17 protein-coding genes are annotated in these 16,964 nt (G+C 63.4%); 14 read left to right on the top strand and 3 right to left on the bottom strand.

Going from position 1 to position 16,964, the window contains the following annotated elements; genetic code table 11:
• Nucleotides 1-143 precede the first annotated feature (143 nt).
• Complete coding sequence (locus OIM94_RS19700; protein WP_264610258.1) at nucleotides 144-2,249, bottom strand: ATP-binding protein; 2,106 nt, start codon at nucleotides 2,247-2,249, stop codon at nucleotides 144-146.
• A gap of 214 nt (nucleotides 2,250-2,463) precedes the next feature.
• Between OIM94_RS19700 and OIM94_RS19705 the strand changes: the two genes are divergently transcribed.
• The gene (locus OIM94_RS19705; protein WP_264610259.1) at nucleotides 2,464-2,658 is read left to right on the top strand and encodes a hypothetical protein; all 195 of its coding nucleotides are present in this window, start codon (nucleotides 2,464-2,466) and stop codon (nucleotides 2,656-2,658) included.
• Between the two features lie 8 nt (nucleotides 2,659-2,666).
• Here the strand turns inward: OIM94_RS19705 and OIM94_RS19710 are convergent, their stop codons facing one another.
• Nucleotides 2,667-3,161 carry a hypothetical protein gene (locus tag OIM94_RS19710; RefSeq protein ID WP_264610260.1) on the bottom strand — a complete coding sequence of 165 codons (495 nt, stop codon included), beginning with the start codon at nucleotides 3,159-3,161 and terminating at the stop codon, nucleotides 2,667-2,669.
• 106 nt (nucleotides 3,162-3,267) lie between these two features.
• Here OIM94_RS19710 and OIM94_RS19715 point away from each other — a divergent pair, with 106 nt between their 5' ends.
• The 8 genes from OIM94_RS19715 to OIM94_RS19750 all read left to right on the top strand — a co-directional run bounded on the left by OIM94_RS19715 (nucleotide 3,268) and on the right by OIM94_RS19750 (nucleotide 8,877).
• Nucleotides 3,268-3,438 (top strand): hypothetical protein, encoded by a 171-nt coding sequence (locus tag OIM94_RS19715; RefSeq protein WP_264610261.1) that lies wholly within the window; start codon nucleotides 3,268-3,270, stop codon nucleotides 3,436-3,438.
• Between the two features lie 17 nt (nucleotides 3,439-3,455).
• Nucleotides 3,456-3,650, top strand: a complete 195-nt coding sequence (locus OIM94_RS19720) for a hypothetical protein (protein WP_264610262.1) — start codon at nucleotides 3,456-3,458, stop codon at nucleotides 3,648-3,650.
• 837 nt (nucleotides 3,651-4,487) lie between these two features.
• Nucleotides 4,488-5,021: a DUF736 domain-containing protein gene (locus OIM94_RS19725; RefSeq protein WP_264610263.1), complete on the top strand. Its 534-nt coding sequence runs from the start codon at nucleotides 4,488-4,490 to the stop codon at nucleotides 5,019-5,021.
• An 80-nt stretch (nucleotides 5,022-5,101) separates the two neighbouring features.
• Entirely contained in the window at nucleotides 5,102-6,133 is a 1,032-nt protein-coding gene (locus tag OIM94_RS19730) for a DUF2493 domain-containing protein (protein ID WP_264610264.1), read from the top strand.
• A 487-nt stretch (nucleotides 6,134-6,620) separates the two neighbouring features.
• The gene (locus tag OIM94_RS19735) at nucleotides 6,621-6,911 is read left to right on the top strand and encodes a hypothetical protein (protein ID WP_264610265.1); all 291 of its coding nucleotides are present in this window, start codon (nucleotides 6,621-6,623) and stop codon (nucleotides 6,909-6,911) included.
• 25 nt (nucleotides 6,912-6,936) lie between these two features.
• Nucleotides 6,937-7,428 carry a hypothetical protein gene (locus tag OIM94_RS19740; protein ID WP_264610266.1) on the top strand — a complete coding sequence of 164 codons (492 nt, stop codon included), beginning with the start codon at nucleotides 6,937-6,939 and terminating at the stop codon, nucleotides 7,426-7,428.
• A gap of 334 nt (nucleotides 7,429-7,762) precedes the next feature.
• Entirely contained in the window at nucleotides 7,763-8,059 is a 297-nt protein-coding gene (locus OIM94_RS19745) for a hypothetical protein (RefSeq protein ID WP_264610267.1), read from the top strand.
• A 236-nt stretch (nucleotides 8,060-8,295) separates the two neighbouring features.
• Nucleotides 8,296-8,877, top strand: a complete 582-nt coding sequence (locus tag OIM94_RS19750; RefSeq protein WP_264610268.1) for a hypothetical protein — start codon at nucleotides 8,296-8,298, stop codon at nucleotides 8,875-8,877.
• 233 nt (nucleotides 8,878-9,110) lie between these two features.
• Here OIM94_RS19750 and OIM94_RS19755 read toward each other — a convergent pair whose 3' ends face one another.
• Entirely contained in the window at nucleotides 9,111-9,335 is a 225-nt protein-coding gene (locus OIM94_RS19755) for a hypothetical protein (protein ID WP_264610269.1), read from the bottom strand.
• Nucleotides 9,336-9,868: 533 nt separating this feature from the next.
• Here OIM94_RS19755 and OIM94_RS19760 point away from each other — a divergent pair.
• The 5 genes from OIM94_RS19760 (at nucleotide 9,869) to OIM94_RS19780 (ending at nucleotide 16,959) form a co-directional block, all read left to right on the top strand.
• Nucleotides 9,869-10,156, top strand: coding sequence for a ribbon-helix-helix protein, CopG family (locus tag OIM94_RS19760; protein WP_264610270.1), 288 nt, complete (start codon nucleotides 9,869-9,871; stop codon nucleotides 10,154-10,156).
• On the top strand, nucleotides 10,143-12,434 hold the full coding sequence (locus OIM94_RS19765; protein WP_264610271.1) for a type IV secretion system DNA-binding domain-containing protein: 2,292 nt from the start codon (nucleotides 10,143-10,145) through the stop codon (nucleotides 12,432-12,434). The genes OIM94_RS19760 and OIM94_RS19765 overlap by 14 nt, the downstream gene beginning before the upstream one ends.
• A gap of 3 nt (nucleotides 12,435-12,437) precedes the next feature.
• Nucleotides 12,438-15,560, top strand: coding sequence for a MobF family relaxase (gene mobF, locus OIM94_RS19770; protein WP_264610272.1), 3,123 nt, complete (start codon nucleotides 12,438-12,440; stop codon nucleotides 15,558-15,560).
• A 93-nt stretch (nucleotides 15,561-15,653) separates the two neighbouring features.
• Nucleotides 15,654-16,436, top strand: a complete 783-nt coding sequence (locus OIM94_RS19775) for a CsgG/HfaB family protein (protein ID WP_264610166.1) — start codon at nucleotides 15,654-15,656, stop codon at nucleotides 16,434-16,436.
• Between the two features lie 316 nt (nucleotides 16,437-16,752).
• Entirely contained in the window at nucleotides 16,753-16,959 is a 207-nt protein-coding gene (locus OIM94_RS19780; protein WP_121079681.1) for a DUF5818 domain-containing protein, read from the top strand.
• The last annotated feature ends 5 nt before the right edge of the window (nucleotides 16,960-16,964 follow it).

Raw genomic sequence — 16,964 nt, forward strand, 5'->3', positions numbered from 1 at the left:
CGGATGAGTGACATTTGTACGTTGCGCTTACACCGGTTAGAACGCATCCAAAACGATAATGAAAATTATGTAAAATCAATGAGTTAGGAGGTAGTTGGCTCCGGTCGACTTTCTGGGCTGTCCAAGCTTGGGTTAGCCGAGGTCTAGTCGACAATCGTGAAAGTGATCGGAGCGATGCGCTCGCGCGCGCTCAGCTTTTCCAAGGCGAGGGCCAGGTCCGATTGCCGGAATGGCTTCTCAAGCCGCGGCAGATCGGACGCGATCCCTACTGCGTCTGAATAGCCCGACGTCACCAGCACAGATAGCGTCGGAAACAGAGACACCGCGGTTTTTGCCAGCTCGACGCCGGTCATTCCCGGCATCAGATGATCGGTGACCATCACGGAGATGCGGGCATCGCTCCTTAGCAAGGCGAGAGCCTCGCTTCCCGATCGGGCCTCCACCACCTCAAAGCCCAAGTCGGCAAGCATATACGCCGTGCTGGCGCGAACCAAGTCCTCATCGTCGACCAGGAGGGCAACGCCAGCTGCTCGGATCTCTTGCAACCTGGGCTCCGCTTCAGCCTCTCGACGTGCATCGGTTGCTGGGAACCAGATCGATATCGCGGTTCCCTTGCCTACTTCGCTTTCGATGGCGAGAGCGCCGCCAAGCTGCTGTGCAAGCCCGTGGGCCATGGACAAGCCAAGCCCTGTTCCCTGTCCAATGCCCTTCGTCGAGAAGAACGGTTCGATAGCGCGTTGCCGCGTTTCTTCGTCCATGCCCGTGCCGGTGTCCACCACACGCACCACGACGTAGCTGCCGTGTTCAAGGCCGGAAATGGACACGCTGTCGGCCGTACAGCGACGCGCTTCCAGCAGCAGTGAACCACCCTGCGGCATCGCATCCCTGGCATTCACTGACAGGTTCAGCAGCGCCATCTCCACCTGGTTGGCGTCGGCTACCGCCATCGGCAGATCAGCCTCCAGATTGAGCTGTAGCTGAACCTGGGGGCCCATCGTTGTTCCGATCAATTCCGACATGCCCAGGATGAGCGCTGCGACATCCACCGGTTCGGGCTTCAGCGGTTGCCGGCGGGCGAAGGCCAAAAGCCGTTGGACGAGCGTGCGCGCCTTGTCGGCGGACTGAAGCGCGCCACTGATCAGGCGCTGCTCGCGATCGCCGCCGATCTGGCGGCGATGTAACATGTCGAGGCTTCCGATAATCGGGGTGAGGAGATTATTGAAATCATGGGCAACGCCGCCGGTCAGCTGCCCCATAGCTTCAAGCTTCTGTGCTTGGCGGAGGGCTTCTTGCGCGCGAACGAGTTGTTCGGTTCGCTCAACAACAAGATGCTCGAGCGTTGCGGCAGAGCTCTTGAGAGCCTCCTCCATACGCTTGCGGCTCGTGATGTCGATGGATACGCCGGACAGGCCGATCGGCGAACCGTCGGAGCGAAACGATGTTTGTCCGCGGACGCCGATCCACCGAACCTCGCCGCTGGGTGCCAGGATCCGGTATTCCACGTCGTATTCAACACCGGTGGTCAGGCTCGAATGAATTGCGTCTTGTACCCACCCGCGATCCTCCGGGTGAATGGCCGCGTGCAGATCCTGGTATGTGAATGGCAGCACTGGATCGCGGCCAAAGTTCTTACGGCAGGTCTCCGATGCCTCGAGCGTGCCGGTGGCAACATCGAAGTACCAAGTGCCCATCTGGCCTGCGGCCAGCATCATGGCCTTGAGACGAGCATCTTCGCTGCTCGCCTCCGTTAATCGTGCATTCTCGAGCGCAATAGCGGCCAAGCGCGCCAGGCTCTCCAATCTCGCAACACTATCCGCCGCCGGCTCTTGCGGCACCGACCAATAAGCACCGAGGGCGGCCACTGCGTGCGGGCGGCCGATCGGCGACATGGCCAGGCTCCTGACGAACGTCGGCGCGTAGGCATCCTGCGGAACCCTCGGATCCAAGCGAACGTCGGGAATGATGACGGTTTGAAGGTGTAGCATTGACCAACCGGAAATGCATTCTTCGATTTTGAACCGGCTGCCTCGCCACAGAGGGGAGACCGCATCCTCCGCGATATAGAAGCAATGCTCGCTATCCCGGAGCACGACGGCGATCCCTTCGGCGCCGACGGCCGCGCGTGCAAAATCCCTCAGAACCTGAACCACCGCGTCCATCGATTTGGCGGAGGCAAGCGCTTCGCTCGCCTCGATCAGGAAGGATTGCGCCCTTGTCGGGTCAGGCGAAGAAGCAGAGCTCGATGTCATGAACGCCTTCCAAGCTAGCCACTTATCACGCCCCCTCGCGCGACGCGACTCTTCGCATCCTCCCAAAACAAACGGGGCTGCGAACCGGCAGTGTCCGCAGCCCCGCATTCCAAGGAGATCACTTGCGTAGGGTCTGATCCAAACGCGTACCACATGGATCAGGATCCAGTGCCTACCACGACCTTCCTTTCCACTCCATTGACGGAAACCGCGTATGTGCAGCCACAATCTCTCGCCGCTCCGCGGCAAGCTCGCTTCCCCCGAGAACGCCTACGCTGTCGCCGTGCAGCTCCGCGCATCGACCGGCACCGAGCAGTTCGTCGTCTCCACCGGCAACCCGATGCAGCCCTTCCGGGTTAGCGACGAGCCTCCGATCGGCCAGGAGCGGTTCCTCGCGCTCGTCGCTTGAGGAACCACTCAGCGGAAAGCATCCACCTTCATCAGCTCAGCGGCCGTCGGGCTCTCCACCGTATCGGCATCGGTGAAATACCGCACCTGGACACGCTTCGACGCCGCCTTCGCCATGCTGCCGCGCGCATACAGGATCGCCTTGAGCCAGCTCAGGTCGGCCACGGCCTGCGAAAGGTGCAGGTCGCACACCAGATGCCAGATCCGCTTCTGGAACGGCCCTCCACCCTTCAGAATATCCTCGATCGCCAGATAGCCGGCGCCGAACCGCAACCCCTTGCGGTGATCAATCTCCAGATCGGCGATACCTTCGAGCAGCTGCGCGACCGAGTAATAGGCCGCTGCGAGATCGATTCCGATCGACGCACCCGCGAGCATCCGCCGCGAGTGGCTTAGCTTCGTATCTTCGAAAGCATCGCGGAGCGCGATATCATAGTCGAAGTCACGCAGAGCATCGTTGACGTCCATGGGCACTCTCCTTTGCAGGCGCGCCGAATAGAACATATTAGGAACATAGGCCAGCGTTATTTGCTGTTGCTTGCGCAGAAGCTTGCAACGCTCGCGCGCACGACCAATGCTTGTTTACCGACTTCTTGCATAGGATTGCTGCATGAACCCCGATGACGACGCTGAGCGCCTTGCACTCTGTCTGCCTGAACGGATCGCGGCACTCTCCGACGAGGAGCTGCGGCAAGAATATCTGAGCAACACTGCTGAAGCTGGCGATCCGCTCCAGGACGCGCTGGCGGCGGAGCTCGAAATTCGCAACATCGACCTGTGATCAAAGGGAGGATCGCGGTGCCCCAGACCCTGACCCTGAAAATTTGCCTCGTCGCGATCGCCGCCGGCGCGGCAGAAACCGGAATCTCATTCGGCCTCGGCCAGGGCGCTGCGGCGCTGTTCTTCCTCGGCGTGACGATGCTGCTAACTTTGGTCACTGTCGCTGCCTATCCGCTGCTCGGATCGGAAGCGCGCGAAAGCGGCCCAGAGTGATCGGCGTGAATCCCGCTGTTCCTTCCCCACGGCGGCCCCAAGGAAAGAACAGTTTCTTGGCGATTGCCGGCAGATGAATTGGCCTGCGGCCAATGCTTCTGTTCGTTGGCCGGCACCGGTGCCCTATCTCCGCGCCTGAAGGCGCTCCGACCGAGCCCGCAAGCGGTCTCGGCCCTGTCGGGTGACGACCACCTATCGTGGGACGCGCTGCAGCCCGCACTCCCCTCCCCCGAACCAGGTCGCCCGCTGACCATGCACCCCTAGCAGCCTCCGGCTGTCGAATGACGCGCATCGGCGCGTCATGGGCTGCTTGTGAGCCCATGATCTCACCGCCCCCTACGCCGCCTCTCAGTGTCTCCGCGTTACAGCCCTGCCCGCCGCGGTCGGGGGCAATAGGGTATCGGCCTGCGGCCGATGCTTTTGTTTGTTGGAAGCCCCCTCAACAGAAATACCGGGCCTAAAGGCCCTACGGTATCCAACGCGCAAGCGCGTCGGAGCCTCCGTCATTTCTGTTGCCCGCGCCGAACAGGCCTGCGCCTTGAGCCCCTGCGAGGACGGCTCCAGGTGCGATGAGATCAAGGGCGAGCCGCGCTCAACGCAGCTATAGAAGCAGAATTGGCCGCATGAGCGGCCAATGCGTTATTTGCCCTTTTCTTTGCGGCCCCTCGTCGGGGCCTTTTTCTTGCTCGGACTCACCATGTACGATGAGTTTTCGTCAAGAACACAATGCGCTTAAATACTTAGAGAGGAGAGAGTAAAAGAAAGATGTCGAAAGGGAAGGGGAGAGGCCCCGCCCGCGACAAGGGGGAGAAGCCCCCGCCTACTGGAGTAATGATCATGAACATCGGTCAGTTCAAGCGCGCGGACAACGGCGATCTTATCGGTTCGATCGCCTCGGTTACTATCGACCTCCCGCGCCTCGGTCTCCGCCCCGTTCGCAGCGACAATGATCGCGCCCCCGCCTTCGAGATCATGGCCCTGAACGTCGCCCGCCGCTGGGTCGTCGTGGGTGCCCTGTGGGAGCAGGTGAGCAACTCCAGCGGCGAAACCTTCTATCAGGGACGGCTCGAAGATCCGAGCTTCCAGAACCCGCTTCCGATCATGCTTTTCGGTGACGATGTGGACGGCTTCCGCGTCGTGTGGAACCGCGAAGAGCGCGGCAACCGCGACATGGACGGCAACCGCCGCCGCCGCAATCGGTCGGAAAATACCACGGAGGAAGCAGGCGAGCCCGCCATCCCGCCGCTGTCCGACATGGCTGGCGAGGGAGCCGCACCCCGCCGCCAGCGCGGCCCGCGCGGCCAGCGTAGCGATGCTTTCGAGGGCAACGCCACCGAAGGCGGCCAGCTGATCGACGCCGCCGCCGAATAAGTAACCGTCAGACGGGCGGGGAGAGCGCTGGAACCGCTCCCCCGACCCTGATCGCAACCGACTGCCAAGGATTGCATGCCATGACGAAGGAAACGACTTCCGCCCGCCTTACCAGCTTTGCCCAGCTTGGCGAAGCCCTCCGCACCGAACGGGAACAGGCGATTGCCGCCGCGTTCGCCGAAGAAACCGCCGCCCCTGAATTTCTCGAAGCGTTCGGCGACGTCGGCGCGCTTTCGATCGTGGAAGGAGGCGCGCCCGCGCAGGAACTCGACATGCCCGAGCCCGCCGAGGCGCAGCACGATTGCCATGCAATCATGGTCACCCTTTTCGACCTGTTCCGCGATACCCGCCTAGAGACGAGCGCGCAGGCGATTGCGTGGGGTTTCGTGAACAGCTTTCACTTTGAAGCCGCCAAGCTGGCCCGCGAAGAAGACGCCCTTTCGCTCGAACTCGGCGAGTTGATCCGGCACCCGGACCCCTCCGAAATCTATGCGGCCGAGCTGGAGGAACTGCAGCTGCGCACGCAAACCAAGATGGAGCAGCGAGCCGCTATCGAGTGCATGCGCGACTATGCCGCCGAATGCTACCGCAGCGAGACAGGCCGCCCGTGGAGCAGCGCGCGCGGAACCCGCGTTTCCAGCGCCACCACCGCAAGCCAGATCGCCGCCGCCGACTTCCTCAAAGCCCGCGCAACCGCCATCCGCGAACAGCGCGCGCCGAGCGGTCCCCTTGTCGTCTTTTCGGGCGGGCAGGAATGGCACGACCACGAACAAATCTGGACCCGGCTCGACCAGATCAAGGAGCGCGTGCCGAACATGACGCTTTGCACCACCGCTCAGCGCAAGGGAGCCGACGCGATCGCCACCGCGTGGGCGGCAAGCAAAGGCGTGCCGGTTGTCGCCTTCACCCCCAACACGGCGCGCCATGGCAAGCGCGCGGGCTTTGTTCGCAACGACCAGCTGGCGGGCCTCCGCCCCGTTGAGGCAATCGTCTGTGAAGGTTCGGGCATTCAGGCAAACTTGCTCGACAGCCTGAAAAAGGCAGGCGTCCCCACCCACGCATTCCGCCATTCCAGTCAGGCCCCCGCCCCGCAGCGTAGCATGTGGGGATGAGGCAAAGGGCGGCGCCCCTCGCGCCGCCCTCCCCCGTTTCCTTGGCAGGAAAGAGACTGGCCAGCCCCGGGGCGATCCCTCCCCGGCGCTGGCCCTTTGTCGTGCTTTCGGGAGTGGGGGAAACCCTACAGGTTCCCCCCACGCCAGGTCGCCGCGCGCGCCACCACCAGCCTCGCCCCCGCCGGGGCTCGCTGGCGGCGTCGCGCGCGGCGACCTTCCCCCCTCCGGTAAGGGGCTGCCGCAGACTTTCATCATAGATCAACCGCGCATTCCGTAGCGGCCCACCCGGCAATTCTTGCCGTCTTTTGCGACGAACCGGGAAATCCTTGCCGCCCCACCCGGCTCGCTCGCGGCGCGGCCAAGCCCTTCGGCTTGGGCGCGCTGGCTACGCCTCGCCGGCGCCCCCGCTTCGCGCGGCCGATCGGCCTGCGGCCGAGAGTGGAGAGGGAAAGAGAGAGGCGGTCTCAACTGCTTGAAAGGGCATGCCGTGCTCCTCTCGAACTGTATCGACATCATCGCCTCAGACTATGCCCGCATTGCCCGATATGCCGAGCGCAGAGCGAGGTTCTTGGGCGGCTTGGACTGGTCGCAAATGACACCCGAATTCTGCCGCCAAACCTCGATGGCAGACGAGTGGGTCGAGCTCGAAACCGCCGAGGCGTGGAGCTACCTCCAACACCTCGATTCCCGCCTCGCGCGCGAGGGCGACGGCCCCATCGAGATGTTCGCCCGCTTCGTCATTCCCCCGCATCTCCTGCTGGCCGCGGTGCCCGCCTGAGCGAGCGAAATCGAAAGGATTCACCGTGGAAATCACGATCAAGAAGCTGCGTCACTGCGCCTCGCTGTCGCAGGAAACACATGCCTTTACCGCGATCATTTGCGTAGACGGCGTAGCGGCGTTCGAAGCCAGCAATGGGGGTTGCGGCGGCCCAGACCAGTACCACGAATTGCGAGGCTACTCAGGGCCGAGCACCGCCGCAATCGATGCGTGGCTCGCGGCGAATACGCCCCCTTCCAAAGGGGAAAGCTACGAGCTGCCGAACTGCCTCGAATTCGTCGTATGTGACCTGATAAACGCCGAGCTGGCGCGCAAGCGACTTGACCGCCTGTTGAAGGCCAAGGTCATCGTCATCGACACCGCCGAGGGCGCTCCGGTGCTGTTCGCCTACAAGCTCAGACCCACCCCGGAGGCGCTCGCCACAATCCGCGGCAGGATCGCAAGCGGTCAGATGCGCGGCGAACTGGTGAACGGCGCAGAAGAGCCCGTCATCGCCCGCGCGCTGTCGCTGGTATGATCCGGCCGGGGTGACCGGTGATCGCAAAATGAACCGGCTCGCTCGCGTCGGTACGGCCCCTCCGGGCCTCCCCTAGCTACGCATTGCCGGGAGAAGGCGTGGACCGGGGCATCGAGCCCCGGCCCACGCAGGGCCCGTGTGGGGATCTCTTTCTCAAAGATGTCCCAGTGTGTTGGGCGCGGCGACGAGCCTCAAGGACGGCGGGGCCCCACCATTTTCCCTGCGGGAAAATCGTTGCCCCCACCGCCGCTTACGCGGTCGCTGCGCGATCCTTGACCCTCGCCGCCGCACCCAACGCGAGGGACCGTCTTTTCGACGATCTAGGAGGATCATCATGGAGGTTCTGTTGTTTCGTGCTCTGAAGAGCGCTAATATCGATGAGGAAACTGCTGCCAAGGTGGTGGAGGCGCTCGAGGAGCACATCGACGTGGCTATCGGTCAGGCAAACAAGGCACTGGAAGCAAAGCTCGACGGCATCAAGATGAGCATGGACGCGGTCAACAAGGGCGTCGATGTAGTCAGCAAGGGCGTCGACCAGATGCGGGTGTGGATGATTATCATCACGAGCATCATCGCGATTATCGCGGTGCTAGGGGGTGCTGCAACGGCTCTAGCGCCGTACCTGAAGTAAACATCGGAGGGGCGCTTGCTCCTCCTTTTTTCATGGGCCGCGAGGGCAACCTCGTGGCCCTTTTTCATGCGTGTTGCGACGCTGGCTCTTCCCGGCTCGCTCGGCCTCTAGCAATGCCCTGGCGGGCATCGCGAGGCACTACGCATCGCCGGGCTAAACCGGGACGATCAGACGCGCCCACAGGGCGCTAGAGAGGAGGGAGAAAGGGGAAAGCGGTTCAACCGAAGGAGGTGGCAATGTCCATCAGGTTCCGCGTCGACGACGGCTTCAATCCCCTCACCATCACGCCAGCGATCATCAGCTCCGACCAGCTGGTCGAACTCTGCCGTCTGCTTCGCCGGGAAGCGCAGCGGCTCGGAATCGACCTGATCATCCCGGAGAAGGCGACGATCGTCGAACGCAGCTTTTCGTTCAGCGCGCGCGTCTGCCCTCTCTCGCTGGCCTCGGTATCTGCGTGCTTCGACCACTATCCCGGCGTCATCGAGGTGCTTGAGGAAGCCCAATTCCGCGGCCGCCGCATCCGGGTCTGGCGGTCCGACGATCGAGATATCTGGCTCGGCCTCTCCTACGATTCCGACGCTGCGCCCGCACTGGAAGTCCCTGACGAGCGCGGCTCTGCAATCCTTGAAATGCTGGGGCTCGACGGCTCGGAAACCATGGGCGCAATCCCATTAGATGAGCTGCGCCGTCGCCTGTCTGATCCGATCATTCACCGACGAATTTCGGACGAGCCGGAGCTGGTGACCTATTTGCCCCAGCTTAACGAGATGGCGCGCGTGAAGACGCTTGAAGGTGCACCGCATCTCGCTTGGGCCTGATAGCCCAATCTCGGCCTGCAAGATAGAATGGGAAGCGCTGGTCTGGCGGCCACGCTTCCCATTTTTTTTGCCTGATACCGTTGAGCCGGCGGAGCCACGCCCCTGCCCTGCTCGCTCGGCTTCCGGCTTCGCGCCCACGGCGCTCGCCGTCGCCTCACATCGCCGGACAGGCAAACGGCCGCACGCGGGTTCCTGTCGCGTGCGGCCGCCGCATTGCTTGGACCTCGAAGAGACTAGGCTGAAGCCTCCAGCCTCTTCTCCACGGTGTCCAAGCCCAGCTTCTTCACCGCCTTCATCAGGCCCTCCAAACGGTCGATCGGCATCCGGAGCAATCCGGCCTTCTCGACCGCTGCGATCGCCGCCTCCCGCTGCTTTGCCTGAAGCGCCTTTCGGCGCTCAGCCAACTTGCGTTCCTCGGCCTCGATCGCGGCCTGTTCAGCATCCAGTGATTTGGCCATTTCCTTGCCTTTTCGGTCAGGCTGATCGGGCTCTGAACAGGCCCATCTTAACCGCTCCCGGATCGACGGAAAAGACCCCCTGCCCCCCTACAGGATCGCCACCGATGACCGACACTCTGCGACCGAGAAGACCCGCGCGCGAAGCGCTTTCAAATGACCGGTTTCGCCGTTCGGCGAGCCGGTGCCCCGCGGAATCCGCGACGCCATCCCAACGATCTGAATCGGTCAGCGGCAGGATCAACTCCACCCACGATATGGGACTACAGAGAGCACACCGTACGCACCAAGGTGCTTAGGTTTCCCAGTCTTTCCAATACGTTAGCAGGCAGAAACGGTGTATGCGCAGTGCATACAAAAGCGCAGCGCTGCGCATACACCTAAAATCGCCTTCAATACCAATATGTTAGGTGTATTCGCCCCGCATACAACTTGCGGCGTGCTCAATGCTTAGACGTTGCAACAGCCCCTCGTAGCAAGTATGAGGGCGTCTATTCCGCAGTGCCCATCAGCCTCCTTTGCCCGGAGGCTGATCAATGAAGTCAAAGCCAAGCACGACCCGCTTAAGCGCGGATCAAGTGGCACAGGTCGAAGCCATTGCCCAGCGGCTAGGTTGCTCAACCGGCGAAGTCATTCGGCGCGCCGTCGACCAGTTCCTGCTCGGTCAAAAACTTATATCTGATAGCGACGCGCGGTTGCGTCGGGTTTGCGAGTACGCGCAGCTCGCCCTCGACGTGATGATCCAGGAAGACCTTCCGGAGCGCCGTGACGGCATCCTCCTCGAAGTGAACAACCGGATGGATCGCTATCATGGCGCGCGCTGACATCCGCAGCGACGGCCGTCCCGTCACCGTCCAGCACCACTCCGCACGGGGCGAGGTAAAGCGCAATTCCGGCAACTTCACCCGCGGCAGTCAGCTCCTCAGCCATGAGGTTTTGATGTGGCTGTCGGGCGCGAAGATGCCGGTCCTGATGTGGCTGGTGATCTTCGCCCTGGCATACACGATCGTGCTGTCGATCACGCTTGATGAGAACAACATCCAGCTCATCTGCATGCGCATCCTTTCGGCGCTTTGGGGCTGGGTCTCGCTTGATCCCATGAAGCAGGTGAACCTCCTCCTGCCCGACGGGTCCGTGCGCCAAACCTACATGGGGTATGTGCCCTATGTGCCTGAGGTCGCGCTGGCCTGGCACAAGGCTATCCGCGGCCTGATTGGCTGCCTGTTCATCGCCACCTTTATCACCGTTCCAGCGGCTGTCTGGTACGTCGATTTCTCCCGCCGTCGCGGCAAGAACATCCTAGAGGAGCGGCACGAGCGCGGCGCCATGCTGGTGACCCGGGAAGTGCTCTATGCCGAGATCGTCCAGCACAACCAGGTCGAGTTCGAGAAAGAGGCTGCCAACCTCTTTCCCGGCCATACACCGCAGCAGGTCCTTCGCATGCCCTTCGGGGCTCGGAAGGCCGCCGGAATCCATCACCCGTACACCCTCGCCGGCATTCCCTATCCGCACCGCCTAGAGCAGTCTCACACGATGCTGATCGGCACCACCGGTGCCGGTAAGACGACCGCGCTGCGCAAGCTGATCAAGCAGATGCAGGAGCGCCAGGATAACGCCGTCGTGTTCGACCTGACCGGTGCCTATGTCGAAGCCTTCTACGATCCCGAACGCGACACGATCCTGAACCCGCTGGACGCACGCTGCCCCGCTTGGTCGATCTTCAACGATTGCGTGACGTATTCGGAATTTACCGCCGCTGCGGCCGCCCTGATCCCGTCCGACGGCGGCTCGGCAGAGCCCTTCTGGGCCATGGCTGCGCGCACGCTCTTCATCGAAATGTGCATGAAGCTCATCGAGAAAAAGCAGACCAGCAACCGTGCGCTCGCTGAGAACCTGATGACGGCCGATCTGAAGGCGGTCCACAAGTACCTGGCCAAGACGATCGCGGACCCGCTGACGGCGCCGGAAGCCGCCCGAATGGCAGAGTCCATCCGCGCGGTGTTCAACACCAACGCGCAGGTGCTCCGCTTCCTGCCCGACGACGGCGGACCCTTTTCGATCAAGGACTGGATAACCCGCGACAAGAAGCCGGGTTCGATCCTCTTTATCACGTCGAACTACACCGACCTGGAGATGAACCGCGCACTGCTCACGCTGTGGAGCAACCTCGCCATCTACGCCCTGATGGAGATGCCGCGCACGCGCTCGCTCCGCACCTGGTTCATGTTCGACGAGCTCGGCGCTTTGCACCGTCTGCCAGCAATCGAAAGCGGCCTGCAAACCGCCCGAAACTTCGGCGGCGCGATGATCCTCGGGCTGCACTCGTTCGACAAGCTGGTGCATGTCTACGGCGAGGAAAATGCCCGCAATCTTTCCTCTCTCGCCCGCACCAAACTGATCCTTGCCGCAGCGGACCTGGAGACCGCCGAACACTGCAGCCGATACATCGGCAGCCGCGAGGTTCGGCAGATGGATGAGGCCTACAGCTACGGCTACAACAACACCCGCGATGCATCGACGCTGACGCCTCGCAAGCAGGTCGAACCGCTCGTCATTCCCGACGACATCACGAACCTTCCCTCGATGCACGGCTTCGTCAAATTTCCTGACGGCTTCCCCGCCGCGCGTATCCAGCTGCAGTGGGAGAATTACCCCACCGTCGCACCCGGCTTCGTAAAGCGTCCGCCGGCGCCGCCGGCGGCAAGTGTTCGCGGAAAGAGTGGTGGAGGTGCAGACGGAGAAGTGGCGGGCGGTAGGGACGGCTCGCCCGAACTGGTGGAGGAGGTAGGGACTTCCCCCAGCGCCGCAGCCGCACTTGCCGCGGGGATCCTCGCGCAACCCTCCGAGGCGTCCGAGGAGGAGGCCCAGATCCACCGGGAGGCGCAGGATCGTATGGACCCCTCAGCGCCTCGGCCCGACGCCGAGAAGGGCGATGACGACACCAACGCCGAGATTACCCGGCAAGGCGATGCTGAACGCGGAACGGCAGCACTTAGCCACCGCGACGATCTCGCTGCCCCGCCCGCCGCAGAGGTAGAAGATCAGACGTCCATTGAGCTGCGCCAGGACTTCGGTCCGAGCGACGACGGGATGGGGATGTAGGTCATGCACTCCATTGCCTCAATCGGGTCAGCAGGGTCCGCCGCTGACTATTACGGCAAGGACGATTTCGCCTCGGCGGACTACTACGCCGGGGAGAATGCAGCCGACTATAGCGAGTGGGGCGGCGCCTCGGCCGAGGAGGCAGGCGTCTCCGGCGAGGTCACCAAATCGGACCTGGGCAAGATCCTGAACGGCCAGCTCGCTTCAGGGGAGAAGGTCGCCGACTATCAGGGGCGACGTCCCGGCTATGACCTGACCTTCTCAGCGCCGAAGTCCGTATCGATCATGGCCCTGGTTGCCGGCGACAAGCGGATCTTGGGCGAGGACGGCGCACACACGAAAGCGGTGCGCGCCACGATGGCGTGGGTCGAGAAAAACCTCGCCGAAACCCGGAAGGATATCGACGGCAAGAAGGTGCCGGTGAAGACCGGCAACCTGGTCTACGCGCTCGTCCAGCACGACACCTCTCGCGCGCTCGATCCGCAGCTCCACATCCACGCACTTGTTGCGAACCTGACCAAGAGCCCTGACGGGAAGTGGCAGGCGCTCCACGCCGACAAGATCTGGTCGAACAACACCGTGATCGGCTCGATCTATCACGCCTTCCTGCGCGCCGAGATGGAGAAGCTCGGGTACCAGATAGAGACCAAGGGCAAGCACGGCACCTTCGAGGTTGTCGGCGTGCCGAAGGACGTGATGGAGGTGAACAGCCAGCGTCGTGCCGAAATCCTGAAGGTGGCCGGCGAGCTGGGCATCAAGAGCACGCAAGGAATCCGCTCCGTCACCGCGCGCACCCGCGATCCCAAGCTGTCGCTGGAGGACCGCGACAAGATGGTTGCGGATTGGCGGGAGAAGGCAGCCAGTTTTGGCTTCGACGGAAAGGAGCTGATCGCCGCGGCTATGCGGGCCTCCGCCGCGCCGGAGAACGCGAGCACGCTGCAGCGGGGCTATGCGTTCATGGCCGAGGTCGTGCGCGGCGCGCGGGAGTTCGTCAGCAATCTCACCCGCACGCCGGATCCCTTGGTCGACAAAGGCGTCGCGCGCTTTGCCTCCTCGCCGGAGGCGGCGCGGGCGCAGTTCGCCGTTGCCTCGGCGATCAGAATCCACGCGCAGCGCGAGGCAGCCTTCGACGTTAACCGGCTTTCCAAGACCGCGCTCGACCTCGGTCTCAAGGGCGTGACCATCCAGCACGTCACCGAGCGGATCGAGAAGCTGGTCGAGCAGGGGCGCATCATTCCCGGTGTCACGCGCGAGGGCGAGACGAGCTGGACGATAGTGACCACCCGCGAGGCGCTGCAAGCCGAGCAGCACATCCTCGACCGCATTGAGGCGACCAAGGGCCGGGCAACCCCGATCGTCAACGCAGAGGCCGCGCCCGACCGCGTACAGGCCGCATCCAAGCACGAGCTCAACCCGGGGCAGCTTGCCGCCGCGACCCTGATCGTCTCGAGCACCGATAAGATCGTCGCGATCCAGGGCGTCGCCGGCTCGGGCAAGTCCACCATGCTGCAGGCGGTCGCCCAGACCTTCGAGGGCGCTGCCCGCGTCGCTGAGAGTGGCGGCAAGCGGCTGCATGGCCTGGCTTTCCAGAACAAGATGGTCGGCGACCTGAAGGAGGGGGCCGGCATCGAGGCGCAGACGATCGCGTCCTTCATCTGGCAGAACGAGCGGTTCCTCACCGACAGGACCAGCCCCGCCGCCGTCGAGAAGCGGGCAGAGATGAAGGACACCATCCTCGCGGTCGACGAAGCTTCGATGGTGTCGACCAACGACATGGTGAAGCTGATCAACATTGCCGAGGCGATCGGCGCCGACAAACTCGTCCTGGTCGGCGACCGCAAGCAGCTCGGCTCGATCAATGCCGGCAAGGCATTCTCGCTGACCCAAGCCGGCGGGATCACCATCACCTGGATGAACGAGAACCTCCGGCAGAAGACCGACCAGCTGAAGACCGTCGCGGCGCTCGCCAATGTGGGCAAGGCAAGCGCGGCCCTGAAGGTGCTCGGCGACAAAGTGACCACGCACGAGAACCCTGCCCTGCACGCAGCCGAGCGCTGGCTTGGGCTGAGTCCGGAGGAGCGGGCGTCGACCGCGGTCTTTTCCTCGGGTCGAGAATCCCGCGCCACGATCAACAACCGCATTCAGGAGGGCTTGGCCGCAGAGGGCACCCTCAAAGGCGAGGGCCTGACGCTCACCGTGCGCGAACGGGTGAACCTCGCCAGCGAGGAGCTGCGCTACGCGAAAAACTACGAGAAGGGACAGATCCTCGACGTCACGGGCAAGATCCCCGAAATCGGGCTTCAGCGCGGCACCTTTACGGTCATGGGAGTCACCCCGCGCGGCAAGGTCGAGCTGGACCACAATGGCCGCCGGCTGAAGATCGATCCGCAGAAGCTCGATCCTACCATCAAGCGAGACCGCCTCGAGCTCTCGGTGCCGAAGCAGATCCGCATCCACGAAGGCGATACGATCCGCTGGACCGAGAAGGACAAGGATCGGGACCTGCAGCGGTCCGCGCTGGCGCGCGTCATGTCGATCGACGGCAAGGGTGTTACGGTCGAGACGGCAAGCAAGCAGGTGCTGACGCTGCAGCACGGCGACGCGATGCTATCGCGCCTCGATCTCGGCTACTCGCTCAACATGCACATGGCCCAGGGCGTGACTGCCGATAAGGGTATCATGGCCCTATCAAGCGCAGAGACCAACCTCACCAACCAGCAGCTGTTCAACGTGGGCGTCACCCGAGTGCGGTCCGATCTCACCGTGGTGGTGAACGACCAGGAGAAGGTCTCCCGCCAGCTTGATCGGAACACCGGCATCAAGACCTCGGCGCTGGAGACCGTCGGCCGCATCAACATCGATGGTCCGGGGAGCGGCAGCCCGCCGAGCACCGGCACCGGACCTAAGACGCCGAGCGGCCCATCGATGAGCTTCAGCCTCAGCTCGAGCGACCTTGGCTCGCTGCCTCCCCTGCCCCGGTTCGATGAGAAGGATGCGGCCCGCTACGCCAAAGGCGGCGACGACATGGGTCTCAGCAAGAAGCCCGACGACATGGGGCTGGGGGAAGCTGGCAAGGGCGCGAAGGGGTCGCCGGTGCCAGAGAAGAATCTGGGGCTCGAACTGTGATCGGCGCCGCCCCCCCCAACCGCATCACACACCGCAGAAGCAACGACCACGAGGAGGAACAGCATGCGTAAGGTTATACTGACCGCGGCCGCATTGGCCCTTTCGATCGGCACGGCCAGTGCACAGAAGATGGGCAAGGGTGGCACCGGGGTCGACGAGACTTCAGAGGTGCCCAAGTGCGTTCAACCGTTCGGCACGATGGCGATCGTTGAGAAGCGCAGCGCAGCGTCGCCGACGGACGGCCTCCCTCCTCAGATCGCGGCTATGATGCGAATGGCAGAGGCGCAACAGAACGGCGGCCAAGCCCGAGTTGACCCGATCCCCCTTCTGAAGCTGCTCGCGGCCAACTCCAACTGCTTCCTGATCGTGGATCGCGGCGAAGGCTTCGATGCCCTGCAGCGGGAGCGCGAGATGGCAGGCTCGACCACTGCCGGCGCAAAGACGAACACGCTCCGCGCCGCAGACTATCTCCTCACCGCAACCGTGGTCTACTCGGACGGGAACGCAGGGGGCTATGGCGGCGGCGCCGGCGGGATGTTCGGGGGCGGGTTAGGCTTCAAGAGCAAGAAGCTGGAAGCCCAGGTCATGCTGGCGCTCGTGGAAGTGTCCACCGGCATTCAGCGCGCGATCGCGAGCGGCCAGGTCCGCAAGAAGGATCTCTCGATCGTCGGCGGCGGCGTGCTCCTGAACGCCGGTATTGGCGCTCTCGGCGGCAGCTATACTAGCACCGACATGGGCAAGATCACGTCTCTGGCCCTGCTCGACGCCTACCGGAAGCTCACCACCGACGCGAAGGTGCGGCTTGCGCCGCCGGCGGCCGCCGCAGCGCCAGCACCGGCGCCCGCCGGCGCCAGCGCGACACCAGGGCAGCAGTGAGGGGAGGGGGAGAGGAAGGGCGAGGATGCCAGCTGGGTAGCCTCCCCTTCCTTTTCTGAGAGGTGCGCGATGGAGCTGCAGGCTGATCTCTTTTCGGATGCCACGACACGTGAGATGGTCGAGCTGGAGGCCGAGACTCGGCAGCCAATGGCCGCGCCATGTGCTTGGCGGAACGCTGCGAACAAGCCGTGCCGGCGGCTCGCGCACGAGCCGGTTCTCATGGACGGCGAGCAGTTCTTCTACCGAGGGCATCCGATGCTCCACTGCATGCCCGAATGCTTCCGAGTGACAACCACCCCGGCAAAGGAGATTGACGATGGCGTCTGATCCCCCGATGCGGCTCTCCGGCAAAATGACCAGGACGCCGCGCGGCCGCATGCTCTGCGACAATGGCGGCATGCGTTGGCGCCTGACCGGAGAAGCTCTCTCACAATGCGACGACGCCGAGGAGGTCACGATCGAAGGTGTCCGACGCGGCCTTTCCGTGATCGAGGTCTATTACGTCGGAAGGGCAGGCGCATGAATGCT

This window comes from Sphingomonas sp. R1 (assembly GCF_025960285.1).
In the GTDB taxonomy this organism is placed as follows: domain Bacteria; phylum Pseudomonadota; class Alphaproteobacteria; order Sphingomonadales; family Sphingomonadaceae; genus Sphingomonas.

Coding starts and splice junctions, on each gene's coding strand:
- OIM94_RS19700 (WP_264610258.1), bottom strand. CDS start 2,249: ATGACATCGAGCTCTGCTTCTTCGCCTGACCCGACAAGGGCGCAATCC.
- OIM94_RS19705 (WP_264610259.1), top strand. CDS start 2,464: ATGTGCAGCCACAATCTCTCGCCGCTCCGCGGCAAGCTCGCTTCCCCC.
- OIM94_RS19710 (WP_264610260.1), bottom strand. CDS start 3,161: ATGTTCTATTCGGCGCGCCTGCAAAGGAGAGTGCCCATGGACGTCAAC.
- OIM94_RS19715 (WP_264610261.1), top strand. CDS start 3,268: ATGAACCCCGATGACGACGCTGAGCGCCTTGCACTCTGTCTGCCTGAA.
- OIM94_RS19725 (WP_264610263.1), top strand. CDS start 4,488: ATGAACATCGGTCAGTTCAAGCGCGCGGACAACGGCGATCTTATCGGT.
- OIM94_RS19730 (WP_264610264.1), top strand. CDS start 5,102: ATGACGAAGGAAACGACTTCCGCCCGCCTTACCAGCTTTGCCCAGCTT.
- OIM94_RS19745 (WP_264610267.1), top strand. CDS start 7,763: ATGGAGGTTCTGTTGTTTCGTGCTCTGAAGAGCGCTAATATCGATGAG.
- OIM94_RS19750 (WP_264610268.1), top strand. CDS start 8,296: ATGTCCATCAGGTTCCGCGTCGACGACGGCTTCAATCCCCTCACCATC.
- OIM94_RS19755 (WP_264610269.1), bottom strand. CDS start 9,335: ATGGCCAAATCACTGGATGCTGAACAGGCCGCGATCGAGGCCGAGGAA.
- OIM94_RS19760 (WP_264610270.1), top strand. CDS start 9,869: ATGAAGTCAAAGCCAAGCACGACCCGCTTAAGCGCGGATCAAGTGGCA.
- OIM94_RS19765 (WP_264610271.1), top strand. CDS start 10,143: ATGGCGCGCGCTGACATCCGCAGCGACGGCCGTCCCGTCACCGTCCAG.
- mobF (WP_264610272.1), top strand. CDS start 12,438: ATGCACTCCATTGCCTCAATCGGGTCAGCAGGGTCCGCCGCTGACTAT.
- OIM94_RS19780 (WP_121079681.1), top strand. CDS start 16,753: ATGGCGTCTGATCCCCCGATGCGGCTCTCCGGCAAAATGACCAGGACG.